This window comes from Bacillus cereus group sp. N24, from assembly GCF_016483345.1.
Classification (GTDB): domain Bacteria; phylum Bacillota; class Bacilli; order Bacillales; family Bacillaceae_G; genus Bacillus_A; species Bacillus_A toyonensis.
In genome coordinates, this window is record NZ_JAEHCA010000049.1 from 1 (window position 1) to 17,468 (window position 17,468).

The window sequence follows — 17,468 nt, forward strand, 5'->3', positions numbered from 1 at the left end:
CCGTGGTGTAGTGGTTAACATGCCTGCCTGTCACGCAGGAGATCGCCGGTTCGACCCCGGTCGGGACCGCCATTTTATATAAAGAAAAGAACGAAACAAGTTGTTTCGTATTTTTTTATTTGTTTTAACAAAAAACTAATAAAGACAGTCAAACTATCCTTAGGACAACTCCTAAGGACTTTTTTATATATTCAAAACCTGTATAATAAAGAGCAGAGAACATTGTGAGTAAAGTAGGTGAAGTCTGTGAGTAAATATGAAGTAACAACAAAATCTTCTGAGGAAACACAAAGATTATCAGAAAAACTAGGTGAACTTGCCCGGGCACAAGATGTAATTATTTTAGAAGGAGATCTTGGAGCTGGTAAAACGACTTTTACAAAAGGGCTAGCAAAAGGTCTTGGCGTGAAAAGAGTTGTAAATAGTCCTACCTTTAACATTATTAAAGAATATAAAGGAAGATTGCCGTTATATCATATGGACGTGTATCGTTTAGCGGAAAGTGAAGAAGACTTAGGTTTTGATGAGTACTTCTATGGTGAAGGAATTACGGTAGTAGAATGGGCTCATTTGATAGAAGCATATTTACCGAATGAAAAGTTACAAATTAGTTTATTCCATGCTGGAGATGACACAAGGAAAATTGTACTCGAGCCAGTTGGAGACCGTTATATTAGATTATGTGAGGAGCTATTACAAGATGAAAGTACTAGCAATTGATACTTCAAATTACGTAATGGGTGTATCCCTTATTGAGGAAGAAAACGTAATTGGGGAGATCATTACAAATTTAACAAAAAACCATTCTGTACGCCTTATGCCAGCTGTAGAGCAACTATTAAAAGAATGTGGTGTAAAACCGAAAGAATTAACTAAAATCGTTGTGGCTGCTGGACCTGGATCATATACAGGTGTTCGCATAGGTGTGACAGCGGCAAAAACATTAGCTTGGTCACTTCAAATACCAATCGTAGGTGTATCAAGTTTAGAAGTAGTAGCTGCAAACGGTGCTAACTTTAGTGGGTTAATTAGTCCTTTATTTGATGGAAGACGTGGACAAATTTATACTGGATTATATACATATGAAGGAGAGCAGTTAACTTCAATAGAAGAAGATCGAATTATTCTTATTGTAGACTGGTTGCAAATGTTAAAAGATAAAGGACAGCCTGTTTTATTTATCGGTAACGATGTTAAATTGCATAAAGAAACAATTATAGAACATTTAGGCAATCAAGCTGTATTTGCTCCTTTCACTAAAAATAACCCAAGACCAAGTGAGTTAGCTTTCTTAGGGTTACAAAAAGAGGAACAAGATGTACATTCATTTGTTCCTAGTTACCTTCGTTTAGCTGAAGCTGAAACAAAGTGGTTAGAAAGTCAAAACAAGTAGGAGCTTGCAGAAGATGGATATGATATTTAGAAAGATGGAACTCGATGATATCGCTCAAATTGTAGCTATTGAAGAAGCATCTTTTTCAACTCCTTGGACTGCAGATGCCTTTCAACGTGAATTAACGATGAATGAACATGCACATTATGTTGTGCTAGAAAAAGATGGCCTTGTAATCGGGTATTGTGGACTGTGGATAATTATTGATGAATCACATATCACAAATATAGCTATTTTGCCAGAATACCGAGGTCAAAAGTTAGGAGATGCCCTATTGAAAGAAGTTATTTCCGTAGCGAAAGAACTAGGGGTAAAAACAATGACGCTTGAAGTACGCGTATCAAATGAAGTGGCAAAGCAGTTATACAAAAAATACGGATTTCAAAATGGTGGAATTCGTAAACGATACTATGCAGACAATCAGGAAGATGGTCTTGTAATGTGGGTGAATATATAATGGAAAAAAATACGATTATACTTGGTATTGAAACAAGCTGCGATGAAACAGCAGTAGCAGTTGTTAAAAATGGAACGGAAATCATTGCGAACGTCGTTGCATCACAAATTGAAAGTCATAAGCGTTTTGGCGGGGTTGTACCAGAGATTGCATCCCGTCACCATGTAGAAGAAATTACAGTTGTGTTAGAAGAAGCTTTAAAAGAAGCGAATATAACTTTCGAGGATATTGATGCAATTGCCGTAACAGAGGGACCCGGTTTAGTAGGAGCACTTTTAATAGGAGTAAATGCAGCGAAGGCGGTAGCCTTTGCACATGATATTCCTCTAGTTGGTGTTCATCATATTGCTGGTCATATTTATGCGAATCGTTTAGTAAAAGAAGTTCAATTCCCACTACTATCACTTGTTGTATCTGGTGGACATACAGAACTTGTTTATATGAAAGAACATGGTTCATTTGAAGTGATTGGTGAAACACGAGATGATGCAGCAGGAGAAGCATATGATAAAGTAGCTCGTACGCTATCTATGCCGTATCCAGGTGGTCCTCATATTGATCGCCTTGCACATGAAGGGAAGCCAACAATTGATTTGCCTCGTGCATGGCTAGAACCCGATTCGTATGATTTCAGCTTTAGTGGATTGAAATCAGCAGTTATCAACACTGTGCATAACGCAAAACAACGTGGTATAGAAATTGCACCGGAAGATTTAGCAGCAAGCTTTCAAGAGAGTGTAATTGATGTACTTGTAACGAAAGCATCTCGTGCAGCAGAAGCGTATAATGTAAAGCAATTGCTTCTTGCTGGTGGAGTAGCTGCTAATAAAGGGCTTCGTGCACGTCTAGAAGAAGAGTTTGCACGAAAAGAAGATATAGAGCTAATTATCCCACCGTTATCTTTATGCACAGACAATGCAGCAATGATTGCAGCTGCAGGTACAATTGCATACGAACAAGGAAAACGTGCGACATTAGCTTTAAATGCAAACCCAGGCTTAGATATTGAAGCATAGTTATACACAAAATTAACCACAGCTTGTGGATAAAACCCATATTATCTGTTGATAATGTGGGTTTTATTGTGTATATAAACTGTTAATAACTTTTTTGTTAAATGTGGATAATGTGGAAAAGTTATTTTGATGTTTATTTTATAAAGGTGGATATGTGTATAACCTTGTGGATAAAATGGATGAAGTCTGACCTTTAAATAAATTCTTTTTCGGGAAATAAAAACGAGAAGATATCCTAAAAAACTTTTGAAAAATCCTCCTCTTATCATATTGGTTGCTGCAATTGTCAATCTTTGTCGGGAAAACGATGTTTCTTGTCGAATTGTTTATATATTTTAAGTTAAGGTATGTGCATTCAAAAAATCGTCGATATAATTTCATGTACTACGGAACTGATTCTAAAGGGAAATAAAAAGGATGTCATCTAGTCAAAAGTCCTCGACTGATGAGACATCCTTTTTGTTTAAATTAGCTTATATATGCAGTTCTTCCCATTCTGCCATACAGGCTTCAAGTTGTTCTTGTAATGTTTGTTTTTTCGTTGTAATCTCACTAGCCTTTTCATAATCTGCATATATTTCTGGTAAGCAAAGCTGATCCTCTAACGTAGCAATTTCTTCTTCTAAGCTTACGATGTTTTGTTCTAGTTCTTCGATTTTTCGAGTGCGTTGACGTTCTAATTGTTTACGCTCTTTTTCTTCGAGATAATTTAATTTTTCTTGAGCTACAGTTTTTTGAACAGGTGCGTGATTTTCTTGCTGTTCTTGTTGTTCAAATGCTGCGCGTTCAATCATTTCATTTTTCTTCTCCACATAGTAATCGTAATCACCTAAATACTCTTGCGCACCTTCTGTTGATAACTCGACAACTGTAGTCGTTACGCGATTAATGAAGTAGCGGTCATGTGAAACGAATAGAAGAGTTCCTGGATAATCAATTAAAGCATTCTCCAAAATTTCTTTACTATTTAAATCAAGATGGTTCGTTGGCTCATCGAGAATTAATAAATTGGATTTTTGCATCATAAGTTTTGCGAGAGCTAATCGGGCCTTTTGTCCACCACTAAGAGAAGATACTGGTTTTAGTACATCATCCCCTGTGAATAAAAAATTACCTAGTATAGTGCGAATTTCTTTTTCGGGTTGAAGCGGATATTCGTCCCATAGTTCATTTAAAACGCGCTTAGAAGATGTTAAGTTAGCTTGTTCTTGATCATAATAACCAACAGATACATTTGATCCGAAAGCAACATCTCCATGTAATAGCTGTAACTTATTCACAATGGATTTTAATAATGTGGATTTTCCAATTCCATTCGGTCCAACTAAGGCAACACTATCTCCCCGAGTTAAGCGCATATTTACATGTTCAATAATAGGATCCTCATCATAACCGATGGTTGCATCTTTTACTTGTAAAACATCATTTCCACTTTGTTTTTCAATATCGAAGTGGAATGAGGCTGATTTAGAGTCACCTAATGGTCTAGTTAATAATTCCATTCTATCTAATTGTTTACGACGGCTTTGTGCACGTTTTGTCGTAGATGCACGTGCTATATTTTTTTGAACGAAGTCCTCAAGTTTAGCGATTTCATCTTGTTGCTTTTCGTAACGCTTCATTTCTTGTTCGTATAGGGCTGATTTTAAGTCTAAATATTTACTGTAGTTACCAACAAATCGTCTGCTTTCTTTATTCGAAATTTCATATACTTGTGTAACAAGCTTATCTAAGAAATAACGGTCATGAGAAACGATTAAAATTGCGCCAGGATAACCTTGTAAGTATTGCTCAAGCCACGTTAATGTTTCGATGTCTAAATGGTTTGTAGGCTCGTCTAAAATAAGTAAGTCTGGTTTCGTTAATAATAATTTCCCAAGAGCTAATCTCGTTTTTTGTCCGCCACTTAACGTAGAAATTGTCGTCTGATGCGTTTCAACAGGGAAACCAAGACCGCTTAAAATGGAGCGAATATCTGCTTCGTACTGATAGCCGCCTTGATCTTTATAATCTAATTGCAATTGGTCATAATCAGCTAATAATTTTTCATATGTAGCGGCATTTGAAAAGTTTTCTTCTTTTCCCATTTCTTGCTCTAGCCTTCGAAGTTTTGTCTCCATTTGCTGTAGGTGTGTAAAGACGGTTAGCATTTCATCCCAAATTGTTAATGATGTTTCTAATCCAGTATTTTGAGCTAAATACCCAATTGAGACATCTTTCGGTTTTATAATTTCGCCGCCATCATGAGATAATTCACCGGCGATAATTTTTAATAATGTAGATTTTCCGGCTCCATTTCGTCCAACTAAAGCGATACGATCTTTCGTTTGCACTTCCAATTTTATGTTTGCAAGAATCGTTTCGGCACCGTATAATTTTGAAAGCCCGTTTACTTGTAATAAAATCAATGTTTTCACCTCAAATAATTTCTTAACTTTGCCATGTTTATATTTCTCAATCATACTAAAAATAGTGTATAGTTTAAAATAAAGAGAGAATACTTCTTCTCTTTATTATACAAGGAAATTCATAAGTACTAAACTTCTGTATTCGATTCAAGTATATGAATAAAGATAGGAAGAGAGGAGAGGTTATATGGATCAGCAGAAAATTCCGCAAGCCACTGCTAAACGATTGCCTCTATACTATCGATTTATCCAAAACTTATCTCTTTCTGGTAAGCAACGTGTTTCATCAGCCGAATTGAGTGAAGCGGTAAAGGTTGATTCCGCAACTATTCGAAGAGATTTCTCATACTTTGGAGCATTAGGGAAAAAGGGATATGGATATAACGTAAATTATTTATTATCATTTTTCCGTGAAACACTCGATCAAGATGATATAACACGTGTAGCGCTTATTGGAGTAGGTAATTTAGGGACCGCTTTCTTACATTATAATTTCACGAAAAACAATAATACAAAAATTGAAATGGCATTTGATGTTAGTGAAGAGAAAGTTGGAACAGAAATCGGGGGTATTCCTGTATATCATTTAGATGAATTAGAAGAAAGGTTATCAAATGATATACAAGTGGCAATATTAACAGTACCCGCTACAGTAGCGCAATCTGTAGCCGATAGATTGGCAGAAACAAACGTGCACGGTATTTTAAACTTCACACCAGCACGCTTAAATGTGTCAGAGAATATAAGAATTCATCATATTGATTTAGCTGTAGAGCTACAAACGCTTGTTTACTTTTTAAAGAATTATCCACAATAAAACGCAGAGGAGGTGACCTCTGCGTTTTATTATTGTTTTTTCTTTGTGAATTTAACTAATATAAGGCGAAGTGCCAAATTAAAATCAATTGTTGCCATAACTGCAAATAGTATTGTCCACATATTCCAGATTGTATCTGTCACGTTCGTAATGGCGAAACGTGTAAAGATACATCCGAGAAGGAAATACAATGCAGCCATGAACAATGGTGAGTTTCTCATACAAAAAATCCTCCGATAAAGCCTTGCATTTTTTCAGCTTCTTTAATCATTTCTTGAATTTGTTCATTGCTCATGAAAATCTGTCCAATGGCAACTAATGTATTCATTGCTACATGGGCTGCTATAGGAACGATAATACGTTTCGTTTTTACATATAAGAAGGCGAATACGAGCCCCATAGAAGTGTATACCAATAGGTGAGTAAAATCAAAATGAATCGCTGCGAATACGAGTGAACTAATAATAGCAGCAACGAAGAAATTAAATCTCTTATAAAGTGTACCAAATAAAATTTTTCTAAATACGATTTCTTCTAAAATAGGTCCGATTATAGATATAACAATAAGGAACCAAGGTGTCGTTCTTGCGATGTCCATAAGTCGGTCTGTATTCTCAGATCCAGGTGTAATCCCTAATAGATACATTTCAATCATACCTGCAATACTTTGTGAGATGATTGCTAAGAAGAACCCGATAAAAATCCACCCGATTGTAGCTGGAACAGAAGAGCGCATTGCATCTAAATGCCTGTCACGAATATCTGTTCTAAGTAACCAAATTACAACGCATAGTGCAATGAAAAAGCTAATAATAGACCAATGTCCGGTTATTAGTTGAAACTTTTCCTCGTTGGTAAATCCTCTATTATCGTATAGTCCGGTTTTCAGAAGAAGTGGTAATCCGGCAATACCCGACAATTGCATTAAAATGTATGTAACGATAATCCACCAATATTGTTTCTTCAAATGGTTTAACCATCCTTTCTAACTCTAGTGTATGAGATAAGGCAGGATAACATGTAATATGCTACCTACGATATAAACTTTCATTCGAATTATGTTTTTTTTTGTAAATCTGCATTGGAAATTAAAATAGAAGACAGGAAAAAGTTGTGTGTGTAGCGAAAACAACTTAGGGTGTCTTTCATATTGTAACATACGAGTAGTGGAAACAACGATTCATATAGTAAAGGTAGTAGAAGAAGGATTTTATATAGAAGAGTATATATAGTAATTTGCGAAAAAATTATGATTTTTTTACTTGCAAAAGAAATTGAGATTATTTATTATTATAAGTGTGTTAGCACTCGAGTGACTCGAGTGCTAATAAAAAATTTACATAACACAATGAGGAGGTTATTGTTCATGCTAAAGCCATTAGGTGATCGCGTTGTAATTGAGCTTGTTCAAGCAGAAGAAAAAACAGCAAGTGGTATTGTATTACCAGACACTGCAAAAGAAAAACCACAAGAGGGTAAAGTTATTGCAGTAGGTACTGGTCGAGTGCTTGAAAATGGTGAGCGTGTTGCTTTAGAGGTAGCAGCAGGTGATCTTATCATCTTCTCAAAATATGCAGGTACTGAAGTAAAATACGAAGGTACAGACTACTTGATTTTACGTGAAAGTGACATTTTAGCAGTTATCGGTTAATTATATAAATCTTAAAAATTCCAAGGGGGTCAATTATTATGGCAAAAGATATTAAATTTAGTGAAGAAGCACGTCGTTCGATGCTTCGCGGTGTCGACACTCTTGCAAACGCAGTAAAAGTAACGCTTGGACCAAAAGGTCGTAACGTTGTACTTGAGAAAAAATTCGGTTCACCACTTATTACAAATGATGGTGTAACAATCGCAAAAGAAATCGAATTAGAAGATGCATTCGAAAACATGGGTGCAAAATTAGTAGCAGAAGTTGCTAGCAAAACAAACGATGTAGCTGGTGACGGAACGACAACTGCAACTGTATTAGCGCAAGCTATGATTCGTGAAGGTCTTAAAAACGTAACAGCTGGTGCAAACCCAATGGGTCTTCGTAAAGGTATCGAAAAAGCTGTTACTGCTGCAATTGAAGAATTAAAAGCGATTTCTAAACCAATCGAAGGTAAATCTTCTATCGCACAAGTAGCTGCTATTTCTGCGGCTGACGAAGAAGTAGGTCAATTAATCGCTGAAGCAATGGAGCGCGTTGGTAACGACGGCGTTATTACTTTAGAAGAATCTAAAGGGTTCACAACAGAATTAGACGTAGTAGAAGGTATGCAATTTGATCGTGGATATGCATCTCCTTACATGATTACTGATTCTGACAAAATGGAAGCTGTTCTTGATAACCCATATATCTTAATTACTGACAAAAAGATTTCTAACATCCAAGAAATCTTACCAGTATTAGAGCAAGTGGTACAACAAGGTAAACCACTTCTTATCATTGCTGAAGATGTAGAAGGCGAAGCTTTAGCTACATTAGTAGTGAACAAACTTCGTGGTACATTCAATGTAGTGGCTGTTAAAGCTCCTGGATTTGGTGACCGTCGTAAAGCAATGCTAGAAGATATCGCAATCTTAACTGGTGGCGAAGTAATCACTGAAGAATTAGGACGTGACTTAAAATCTGCTACAGTTGAATCTTTAGGACGCGCTGGTAAAATCGTTGTAACAAAAGAAAACACAACTGTAGTTGAAGGTATTGGAAACACACAACAAATCGAAGCTCGCATCGGTCAAATCCGTGCGCAATTAGAAGAAACAACTTCTGAATTCGATCGTGAAAAATTACAAGAGCGTCTTGCTAAATTAGCTGGTGGCGTAGCAGTAATTAAAGTAGGTGCAGCAACTGAAACTGAGTTAAAAGAGCGCAAACTTCGCATTGAAGATGCACTTAACTCAACTCGTGCAGCAGTAGAAGAAGGTATCGTTGCAGGTGGTGGTACTTCACTTATGAACGTATACACGAAAGTAGCTTCTATCGTAGCTGAAGGCGACGAAGCAACAGGTATCAACATCGTACTTCGTGCACTAGAAGAGCCAGTTCGTCAAATCGCAATCAACGCTGGTCTAGAAGGATCTGTAGTTGTAGAGCGTCTAAAAGGCGAAAAAGTAGGCGTTGGTTTCAACGCAGCTACTGGCGAATGGGTTAACATGCTTGAGTCTGGTATCGTAGATCCAGCTAAAGTAACTCGTTCTGCACTTCAAAACGCAGCATCTGTTGCAGCTATGTTCTTAACAACTGAAGCTGTAGTAGCTGACAAGCCAGAACCAAATGCACCAGCAATGCCTGACATGGGCGGCATGGGCATGGGCGGTATGGGCGGAATGATGTAATAAGCATCACTCTGTGAAGCTGTGCAATGTATAAATAGTTAATTAGAAGAAGGCTACTTCCTTGATGAGGGGAGGTAGTCTTTTTTGTTGTTAAGATGTATATAAAAGGTTTCTGGAAGGTCGCAAGTTTAGGGAGAGAATGGAGGGGAATATTCAAGCTTTTTTTATTACGGTAATATTCAATATAATTCCAATTGAATATATAATTCTTTTAACATTTATGATACAGTCAAAAGGGATTTTTCTTATTTTTTAGTCGAGATAATAAGTCTCCTAGTTCTTATTGTCTATGAGAGAAGATGGCGGTAGCCTAGTTAGTGAGGTATATGATGCAGATTAAAGAAAATTTGGGTAGAAACATTTTTTCGAAAATATTAGTAGTATGTGGTTTGGCGATGTTTGTCATTACACTTTATAGTTCATTTCAAATAGAGAAATCTACCTATTCCTCGGTCGCTGTGTTAATTCTGGAGATAGTAGCAACTATTTTGGTGCTCGGAATAATATCATTTTTAGCAAATCGTTTTTTAACAGTTAATCAATTTTTGCTCATTCTCATAGTTACAGCCTTTGCAATTAGGTTGTTATGGATCATTTTTGAAAAAACAGTACCTATCTCGGATTTTTCTGTAATGTATGAAAGTGCTCAACAAGCTGTAAAGGGTAATTTTGCATTTATTACAGATGAATACTATATGAGTTGGACATACCAATTGGGATTCACATATTATGAGGCTATATTAATAAAATTTTTTGGTAATCATCTGTTTATATTGAAGTTATTTAATATTTTTTGGAGCGTAGGTACTGCCGTGATTATTTATTTTATGGGTAAAACCATTTTTAATGAATACAGTGCGAGAACTGCGGCAATATTTTACGCGTTTTACATACCTAATATTATCTATAGCTCTGTATTAACAAATCAATATATTTCTACCTTTTTCTTTTTTTTAGGACTGTATGTTTTAATTACAAAAGGTTTTTCAACTAAATACGGTTGGGGTTTAACAGGGTTACTGTTAAGCATTGGAAATATTATGAGACCGTTAGGAAGTTTCTTTTTATTGGCGGTTTTTGTTTATGTATTAATTTATAAGATACTTCCGTTTAGAAAAAAAGAAACGTTTAACTACGTAAAAAAATTAGTGGGAATAGTGATTGTATATTTTCTAGTGATGCAAATTGTAAGTATTTTCTTAATGAACACGGGATTAGCGAAAAAACCATTGTCGAACCAAATGCCATATTGGAAATTTGTTGTGGGATTCAATTATGACTCGATTGGTGGATGGAATCAGCCAGATGTTGTTTACCTTAGTCAATTTAAACTTGGGAAGGAAAGAAATGATGCTTCCGTTGCTTTGATCAAGGACAGATTGAAGGACAAAGAGAAAGTTCGTCAATTACTTGTATTGAAAGTTGAAAAAATGTGGAGTAATCCTGATGATGCACCTGGTTGGGCTTTGGAGTGGGGGGAACTGAATAAACCACACTTACAACAAATGCTGACAAAATATGAAAGGCTTATGTATATTACATGTTGTATATTTGCGATTGGTACCATTTCATTATATAGAAGAAATGATTCAATATATCCTCTTTTATATATTTTGTTTGATGGATATGTGGTTATTCATTTGTTTGTCGAAGTTCAAACTAGGTATCGTTTTGACATTTTGCCCGTTATGTTTTTATTTGTGGGATACGGGGTATTTGTAATAAAAAATGGTGTTACACGATTAATGGGTAGAAAACAACAGAAAAAAGTTGAATAATAGGATAAAACACAAAAAACATTTCTATATGGAAATGTTTTTTGTGTTTTAGTGGGAAAGAAATTAATTTCTGTAGAATTTTGTCGCTTTCTCTCTTGACCACATCGACACTTCATTGTTAGAATCTAGGAAGATAATATAAAACGATCCTTCATATATCCTCAATGATATGGTTTGAGAGTCTCTACCGGGTTACCGTAAACAACCTGACTATGAAGGCAGTGTGTCTTATATTTATAAAGAGCGGAGACTATCTTTCTTTATAAAGCCAGACCCCTGCCTTTTCTTTGTTATGAGACTAGAGGCGGAGGACTGGCTTTTTTTATTATATTGGTAATGCTTTTCGCCAAATTGGTGAAAATATTTATATACGAGAACTAACGTTGGGGTGATTATTTTGAAAAAGCAGCACGATACAATTATCGTTTTAGATTTTGGAAGTCAGTACAATCAGTTAATAGCACGTCGAATTCGTGAGTTCGGTGTATACAGTGAACTTCATCCACATACAATTACTGCGGAAGAAATTAAAGCAATGAATCCAAAAGGGATTATTTTCTCTGGTGGACCAAATAGTGTATACGGTGAAGGTGCATTACATTGTGATGAAAAAATCTTTGAACTAGGATTACCGATTTTCGGTATTTGTTACGGTATGCAGCTTATGACACAACACTTCGGTGGTAAAGTAGAACGTGCAAACCACCGTGAGTACGGAAAAGCTGTTCTTAAAGTAGAGAACGAATCAAAATTATATACGAACCTTCCAGAAGAGCAAGTTGTATGGATGAGTCATGGTGACTTAGTAACTGGTTTACCTGAAGGATTCGTAGTAGACGCAACAAGTGAGTCTTGCCCAATTGCTGGTATGAGCAATGAAGCGAAAAACTTATACGGTGTACAATTCCACCCAGAAGTACGTCACTCTGAGCACGGTAACGATTTAATTAAAAACTTCGTATTCGGCGTATGTGGTTGTTCTGAAGGATGGAACATGGAGAACTTTATCGAAGTAGAATTAGAGAAGATCCGTGAAACTGTTGGAGACAAAAAAGTACTATGCGCACTTAGTGGCGGTGTAGATTCTTCTGTTGTAGCAGTATTAATTCATAAAGCAATTGGCGACCAGTTAACATGTATTTTCGTTGACCACGGCTTACTTCGTAAAGGTGAAGCAGAAGGCGTTATGAAAACATTTAGCGAAGGCTTCCATATGAACGTTATTAAAGTGGATGCACAAGAACGCTTTATGAACAAGTTAAAAGGTGTAGAAGATCCAGAACAAAAACGTAAAATTATCGGTAACGAATTCATTTACGTATTTGATGATGAAGCTTCTAAATTACAAGGTATGGACTTCCTAGCACAAGGTACACTTTACACAGACATCGTTGAAAGTGGTACAGCAACTGCACAAACAATTAAATCTCACCATAACGTTGGTGGACTTCCGGAAGACATGCAGTTCAAATTAATTGAGCCTTTAAACACGTTATTTAAAGATGAAGTACGTGTATTAGGATCTGAATTAGGAATTCCTGATGAAATCGTATGGCGTCAACCATTCCCAGGTCCAGGACTTGGTATTCGTGTATTAGGTGAAATCACAGAAGAGAAATTAGAAATCGTTCGTGAATCTGATGCGATTTTACGTGAAGAAATTATTAAAGCGGGCTTAGACCGCGAAATTTGGCAATACTTCACTGCGCTTCCTGGTATGCGTAGCGTAGGTGTTATGGGTGACGAGCGTACTTACGATTACACAGTAGGTATCCGTGCAGTAACATCTATCGACGGTATGACAGCTGACTGGGCACGTATCCCTTGGGACGTATTAGAGAAAATCTCTGTACGTATCGTAAACGAAGTAAAACACGTTAACCGTATCGTGTATGATGTAACGAGTAAGCCACCAGCAACTATTGAGTGGGAATAGTATTATAAAAAAGATCCATCTTTTGCTTATGCATAGATGGATCTTTTTATTTTCAGTATTAATACGAACGAAAATATAAAATTTTATAAAATTGTTCGTTTTTAAATTGACAAAAATACTTTCAAGAGTTAATATGAGTATGTAATTCAAACGAAAAGTGAATATTATGCCGTCGTATAATATCGGGGATATGGCCCGAAAGTTTCTACCTAGCTACCGTAAATGGCTTGACTACGAGGCGTTTTTATAAAGATGAGGGGAAACTTGTCTTTGTTTATAGAACGCTTCCATGTATATGCAATGGAAGCCTTTTTTATTTTTATAGATAAAAGAGGGCTAGGGTGAAATGCGGCGAGTAATCATATAACGGGGGAAACGTAGGATGAAACGCTATTTTCAATTTGATGAGCTCGGTACGAATTATAAGACTGAGTTCATAGCAGGGTTAACGACATTTCTATCTATGGCTTACGTACTATTTGTCAATCCTGCTACGCTGTCACTTGGAAATGTTAAAGGGTTACCAGCAGGCACAGGAATGGATCCAGGTGCAGTATTCGTTGCGACAGCATTAGCGGCCGCGATCGGTTCGTTAATTATGGGTATTTTCGCAAAGTATCCAATTGCTTTAGCCCCAGGTATGGGAATTAACGCGTTCTTTGCTTATACAGCAGTTTTAACGATGGGTATTCCGTGGCAAACAGCAATTGCCGGAACGTTAATGTCAGGTATTATCTTTATTATTCTTACAGCTTCAGGTATTCGTGAAAAAATCATTAATGCAATTCCATCGGAGTTAAAGTTTGCAGTAGCAGCAGGTATCGGATTGTTCATTGCCTTTCTTGGATTCCAAAATGCCGGAATTATCGTGAAAAATGATGCTGTTCTTGTTGGGTTGGGGGACTTAACAAAGGGCACAACGTTACTAGCAATCTTTGGGGTTGTTACGACAATCATCTTCATGATTAAGAAAGTTAATGGTGCGGTATTCTACGGTATGATTCTTACGGCAATCTTAGGAGTAGCAACAGGATTAATTGACACTCCTAAAGCAGTAGTGGGGGCGATACCGAGTCTAGAACCAACGTTCGGTGCTGCGTTAACTCATTTCGGAGACATTTTCACTATTCAAATGGGGATTGTAATTATAACGTTCTTCTTTATCGATTTCTTTGATACAGCAGGTACGCTTGTAGCGGTTGCGAATCAAGCAGGATTAATGAAGAACAATAAATTACCACGTGCAGGAAAAGCATTATTCGCAGATGCAATTGCAACTGTAATTGGTGCGATCTTAGGTACATCAACAACAACGTCTTACATTGAATCGTCTGCAGGGGTAGCAGCGGGAGGACGTTCTGGATTTACAGCAGTTGTAACAGCAGGGTTCTTCTTGCTAGCGCTATTCTTCTCACCACTATTAAGTGTTGTGACACCAGCTGTAACAGCGCCAGCACTAATTATTGTAGGGATCTTGATGGTTTCATCTTTAGGCGAAATTGATTGGAAGAAATTCGAGATTGCAGTACCAGCATTCTTTACGATCATTTCAATGCCGCTTACGTATAGTATTGCGACAGGGATTGCGATTGGCTTTATCTTCTATCCAATTACAATGGTAGTAAGTGGTCGCCGTAAAGAGATTCATCCAATTATGTATGTTATGGGAGTTTTATTCGTACTATATTTCATCTACGTTCGTAAATAAAAGGGGTTTTTTTGAAAGGTCTAGACTTAAGGGGAGTCTAGACCTTTTTTGCGTCTTCAGAAAATCTTAAGGATTTCCGAGCGTTTTTCTTCAGAAGTTTTCCTATAATAGAAGTTAGGGATTAAAAAAGTGATGGGGGAGATATTGTGGCGCACGAAACAATACTTGTCGTAGATGATGAAAAAGAAATTAGGAATCTTATTACAATCTATTTAAAGAATGAAGGATATAAAGTGTTGCAAGCAGGAGACGGAGAAGAAGGATTACGTTTACTAGAAGAAAATGAAGTACATCTAGTCGTATTAGATATTATGATGCCAAAGGTAGATGGTATTCATATGTGTATGAAAGTAAGAGAATCGAAAGAAATGCCAATTATTATGCTTTCTGCGAAAACGCAAGATATGGATAAAATTTTAGGATTAACAACAGGTGCAGATGATTACGTAACGAAACCATTTAATCCGTTAGAGTTAATCGCAAGAATTAAATCTCAGTTACGTCGTTATATGAAGATGAATGGTTTTGCTATTCAAAATGAGGACGAGTTAGAAATTGGAGAGATGAAAATAAACATCTCCACTCATACAGTCATTGTGGATGGAGAAGAAGTGAAACTGACCCCGAGGGAATTTTCAATTTTAGAATTATTAGTTCGTAATCCAGGGATGGTCTTTAGCGCGGAACAAATTTATGAAAAGGTTTGGAATGAAAGGTCTTTCCAGTCGGATAACACGGTAATGGTTCATATTCGGAAAGTGCGTGAGAAGATTGAGGAGAATCCAAGAAAGCCAATATATATAAAAACAGTATGGGGAGTGGGGTATAAGATTGAAAAAGATATTTAATCCATTTACTTATGTTAGGAAATTTCGAGAATCAATTGGAAAGCTAGTGAAGAATGTGAAACGGAGTGTGCGAATTCAACTTATTACTGCGTTCACTGCTTGTGCGTTGTTAGGGACTTTGTCAGCAAAGGCAGCAGCGCCGTTTTTTGAGAATGCGAATCGAGAGGCGACAATTGATTATCGGGTTGGTATGGAGCAAATTAACCAACAAGCTCAAAGCGTGGCAAATAGTTCAGTTCATGAAAATAAATTAGAAGCTATATCAAGTATGATTGAAATAGAGAATCGAAATCTAGAACAAAACTCTAGAGCTTTAAAAGTATTGGTCACTGATGAGAGTGGTAAAGTCTTATATAAAACGAAGCAGGCGCAAGAAGAGCAAATTGATTTGCATAATACAATTCGTAATGCATCATCGTTTGCGATTAATTATATGAATGGTAGAAAAGAATTTGAAAGTACGAGAAAAGAATTTATAGCTTTTGCACCTATTACAATAGAAGATAAGAATTTATACATGTTTGTTAGTGGGATTCCAGAAGGTGAAGTAATATATGATACGCAAGAAGGACCGTTTCCGTTTTTCATAGGTGTACTTGTATTTATTTTCTCTTTCTTCTATATAACAAAGAGAAAGATGAAGCAAATTGAAGCGATGGCACAAGGTGTAAAGGAAATAGAAAAAGGAAACTTAGCGTACCGTATTGAGAAAAAAGGTGAAGATGAGATTGCGTCTTTAACTGAGAATATTAATAATATGGCGGAAGAGCTTATGAATAATATAGAAAAGGAACGTAAATTAGAGAAACAAAAGAATGAGCTTATTACGAATGTATCACACGATTTACGTACACCACTGACTTCTATAATGGGTTACTTGCGATTACTTCGAGATTCTAAATATGAAAATAAAGAACAACACGATGAGTATACGAGAATTGCTTTTGCGAAGTCGGAGCAGTTAAAGAATTTAATAGAAGATTTATTTGAGTATACGAAGTTAACAAATGAGCAAGTTGTATTAGAAAAACGAGAGGTTTGTATAAATGAGTTATTGGAGCAATTAATAGAAGAGTTAGTACCGCAGGCAGAAGAGCATGGACTTGCGTTTGTTAAGAAGTTTCCTGAGGAACGTGCCTATGCAGCGGTTGATTCAGAAAAGATGGTTCGTGTGTTTGATAATTTATTAATGAACGCGATTAAGTATAGTAAAGATGATGGGGAGATAAAAGTTTCTCTTCAAAGGCAGCGCCGGGAAGTGCGAATTGTAATTGCGAATCATAGTGAAGAGTTTACGAGAGAAGAGTTAGGGAGTTTGTTCGAACGTTTTTATAAGAAGGATCAATCTAGAAGTAGAGTAACAGAAGGATCGGGACTTGGATTAGCTATTGCGAAAAGTATTGTTGAATTGCAGGGGGGGAGTATTCGAGCTGAATATGAGGATGGTATTATTCAATTCATCGTCGCGTTACCTATTATAGAAAAATAATAAATGAATAGAATGTTCTATGGTAAAAAGGCGTATTTTAAAAGGAATACGCCTTTTTATATTTTTTTAGAAAAACATGTTGACGATTAGAGTGCAGAGGTGTAATATAGAACAAGTCGCCGATGCAATAACGCAGAAAACGACAAACGAAATAAAAAACTTAGTTGACATTGAAACATGAAGATGTTAACATAAGGGAGTCGCAAATGAGCGACCGAGTAGTTCTTTGAAAACTGAACGAAACAAACAACGTGAAACGTCAATTTTTATTTTTAGATGCTAGACAAACTAACT

Annotated in this window: 15 protein-coding genes and 2 riboswitches; of the genes, 12 read left to right on the forward strand and 3 right to left on the reverse strand. The window is 36.4% G+C overall.

Features of this window, described 5'->3' with window-relative positions:
- The first annotated feature begins 246 nt into the window (after positions 1-246).
- Genes tsaE through tsaD form a run of 4 tightly spaced genes read left to right on the forward strand, consistent with a single transcriptional unit; the run spans position 247 to position 2,866 of the window.
- Entirely contained in the window at positions 247-720 is a 474-nt protein-coding gene (tsaE, locus tag JDS95_RS29365) for a tRNA (adenosine(37)-N6)-threonylcarbamoyltransferase complex ATPase subunit type 1 TsaE (protein WP_000049641.1), read from the forward strand.
- Positions 701-1,393 carry a tRNA (adenosine(37)-N6)-threonylcarbamoyltransferase complex dimerization subunit type 1 TsaB gene (tsaB, locus tag JDS95_RS29370; RefSeq protein WP_000865745.1) on the forward strand — a complete coding sequence of 231 codons (693 nt, stop codon included), beginning with the start codon at positions 701-703 and terminating at the stop codon, positions 1,391-1,393. Before tsaE ends, tsaB begins: the two co-directional genes overlap by 20 nt.
- A 13-nt stretch (positions 1,394-1,406) precedes the next feature.
- A complete protein-coding gene (gene rimI, locus JDS95_RS29375; RefSeq protein ID WP_000367202.1) occupies positions 1,407-1,850 on the forward strand; it encodes a ribosomal protein S18-alanine N-acetyltransferase in 444 nt (147 codons plus the stop codon).
- Complete coding sequence (gene tsaD, locus JDS95_RS29380) at positions 1,850-2,866, forward strand: tRNA (adenosine(37)-N6)-threonylcarbamoyltransferase complex transferase subunit TsaD (RefSeq protein ID WP_000414604.1); 1,017 nt, start codon at positions 1,850-1,852, stop codon at positions 2,864-2,866. Before rimI ends, tsaD begins: the two co-directional genes overlap by 1 nt.
- A gap of 473 nt (positions 2,867-3,339) precedes the next feature.
- Here the strand turns inward: tsaD and JDS95_RS29385 are convergent, their stop codons facing one another.
- Positions 3,340-5,274, reverse strand: coding sequence for an ABC-F family ATP-binding cassette domain-containing protein (locus JDS95_RS29385; protein WP_215712605.1), 1,935 nt, complete (start codon positions 5,272-5,274; stop codon positions 3,340-3,342).
- A 187-nt stretch (positions 5,275-5,461) separates the two neighbouring features.
- On the opposite strand from JDS95_RS29385, the gene JDS95_RS29390 reads away from it, so the two are divergent.
- A complete protein-coding gene (locus JDS95_RS29390; RefSeq protein ID WP_000372701.1) occupies positions 5,462-6,091 on the forward strand; it encodes a redox-sensing transcriptional repressor Rex in 630 nt (209 codons plus the stop codon).
- Positions 6,092-6,120: 29 nt separating this feature from the next.
- Here JDS95_RS29390 and JDS95_RS29395 read toward each other — a convergent pair whose 3' ends face one another.
- Positions 6,121-6,312: a YdiK family protein gene (locus JDS95_RS29395; RefSeq protein WP_001246201.1), complete on the reverse strand. Its 192-nt coding sequence runs from the start codon at positions 6,310-6,312 to the stop codon at positions 6,121-6,123.
- Entirely contained in the window at positions 6,309-7,058 is a 750-nt protein-coding gene (locus tag JDS95_RS29400) for a CPBP family intramembrane glutamic endopeptidase (RefSeq protein ID WP_000745318.1), read from the reverse strand. Before JDS95_RS29400 ends, JDS95_RS29395 begins: the two co-directional genes overlap by 4 nt.
- Positions 7,059-7,457: 399 nt before the next feature.
- On the opposite strand from JDS95_RS29400, the gene groES reads away from it, so the two are divergent.
- The 7 genes from groES (at position 7,458) to JDS95_RS29435 (ending at position 17,174) form a co-directional block, all read left to right on the forward strand.
- Positions 7,458-7,742 carry a co-chaperone GroES gene (gene groES, locus JDS95_RS29405; protein WP_000917306.1) on the forward strand — a complete coding sequence of 95 codons (285 nt, stop codon included), beginning with the start codon at positions 7,458-7,460 and terminating at the stop codon, positions 7,740-7,742.
- A 38-nt stretch (positions 7,743-7,780) separates the two neighbouring features.
- Positions 7,781-9,415 (forward strand): chaperonin GroEL, encoded by a 1,635-nt coding sequence (groL, locus tag JDS95_RS29410; protein WP_001029987.1) that lies wholly within the window; start codon positions 7,781-7,783, stop codon positions 9,413-9,415.
- Positions 9,416-9,744: 329 nt separating this feature from the next.
- A complete protein-coding gene (locus tag JDS95_RS29415; RefSeq protein ID WP_199690992.1) occupies positions 9,745-11,193 on the forward strand; it encodes an ArnT family glycosyltransferase in 1,449 nt (482 codons plus the stop codon).
- Positions 11,194-11,324: 131 nt separating this feature from the next.
- Positions 11,325-11,426, forward strand: a riboswitch (purine riboswitch).
- Between the two features lie 164 nt (positions 11,427-11,590).
- Positions 11,591-13,129, forward strand: coding sequence for a glutamine-hydrolyzing GMP synthase (gene guaA, locus JDS95_RS29420; RefSeq protein ID WP_000743919.1), 1,539 nt, complete (start codon positions 11,591-11,593; stop codon positions 13,127-13,129).
- 152 nt (positions 13,130-13,281) lie between these two features.
- A riboswitch (purine riboswitch) is annotated at positions 13,282-13,383 on the forward strand.
- Positions 13,384-13,511: 128 nt separating this feature from the next.
- Positions 13,512-14,837 carry an NCS2 family permease gene (locus JDS95_RS29425; RefSeq protein ID WP_000833087.1) on the forward strand — a complete coding sequence of 442 codons (1,326 nt, stop codon included), beginning with the start codon at positions 13,512-13,514 and terminating at the stop codon, positions 14,835-14,837.
- A gap of 146 nt (positions 14,838-14,983) precedes the next feature.
- Positions 14,984-15,685: a response regulator transcription factor gene (locus JDS95_RS29430; RefSeq protein WP_000929892.1), complete on the forward strand. Its 702-nt coding sequence runs from the start codon at positions 14,984-14,986 to the stop codon at positions 15,683-15,685.
- On the forward strand, positions 15,669-17,174 hold the full coding sequence (locus JDS95_RS29435) for a sensor histidine kinase (protein ID WP_000719235.1): 1,506 nt from the start codon (positions 15,669-15,671) through the stop codon (positions 17,172-17,174). The genes JDS95_RS29430 and JDS95_RS29435 overlap by 17 nt, the downstream gene beginning before the upstream one ends.
- Positions 17,175-17,468: the final 294 nt, after the last annotated feature.

Excerpts from the sequence above, each read along its gene's own strand:
- groES (WP_000917306.1), top strand. The coding sequence starts at position 7,458 with ATGCTAAAGCCATTAGGTGATCGCGTTGTAATTGAGCTTGTTCAAGCA.
- tsaD (WP_000414604.1), top strand. The coding sequence starts at position 1,850 with ATGGAAAAAAATACGATTATACTTGGTATTGAAACAAGCTGCGATGAA.
- JDS95_RS29425 (WP_000833087.1), top strand. The coding sequence starts at position 13,512 with ATGAAACGCTATTTTCAATTTGATGAGCTCGGTACGAATTATAAGACT.
- groL (WP_001029987.1), top strand. The coding sequence starts at position 7,781 with ATGGCAAAAGATATTAAATTTAGTGAAGAAGCACGTCGTTCGATGCTT.
- JDS95_RS29390 (WP_000372701.1), top strand. The coding sequence starts at position 5,462 with ATGGATCAGCAGAAAATTCCGCAAGCCACTGCTAAACGATTGCCTCTA.
- tsaB (WP_000865745.1), top strand. The coding sequence starts at position 701 with ATGAAAGTACTAGCAATTGATACTTCAAATTACGTAATGGGTGTATCC.
- JDS95_RS29395 (WP_001246201.1), bottom strand. The coding sequence starts at position 6,312 with ATGAGAAACTCACCATTGTTCATGGCTGCATTGTATTTCCTTCTCGGA.
- rimI (WP_000367202.1), top strand. The coding sequence starts at position 1,407 with ATGGATATGATATTTAGAAAGATGGAACTCGATGATATCGCTCAAATT.
- JDS95_RS29415 (WP_199690992.1), top strand. The coding sequence starts at position 9,745 with ATGCAGATTAAAGAAAATTTGGGTAGAAACATTTTTTCGAAAATATTA.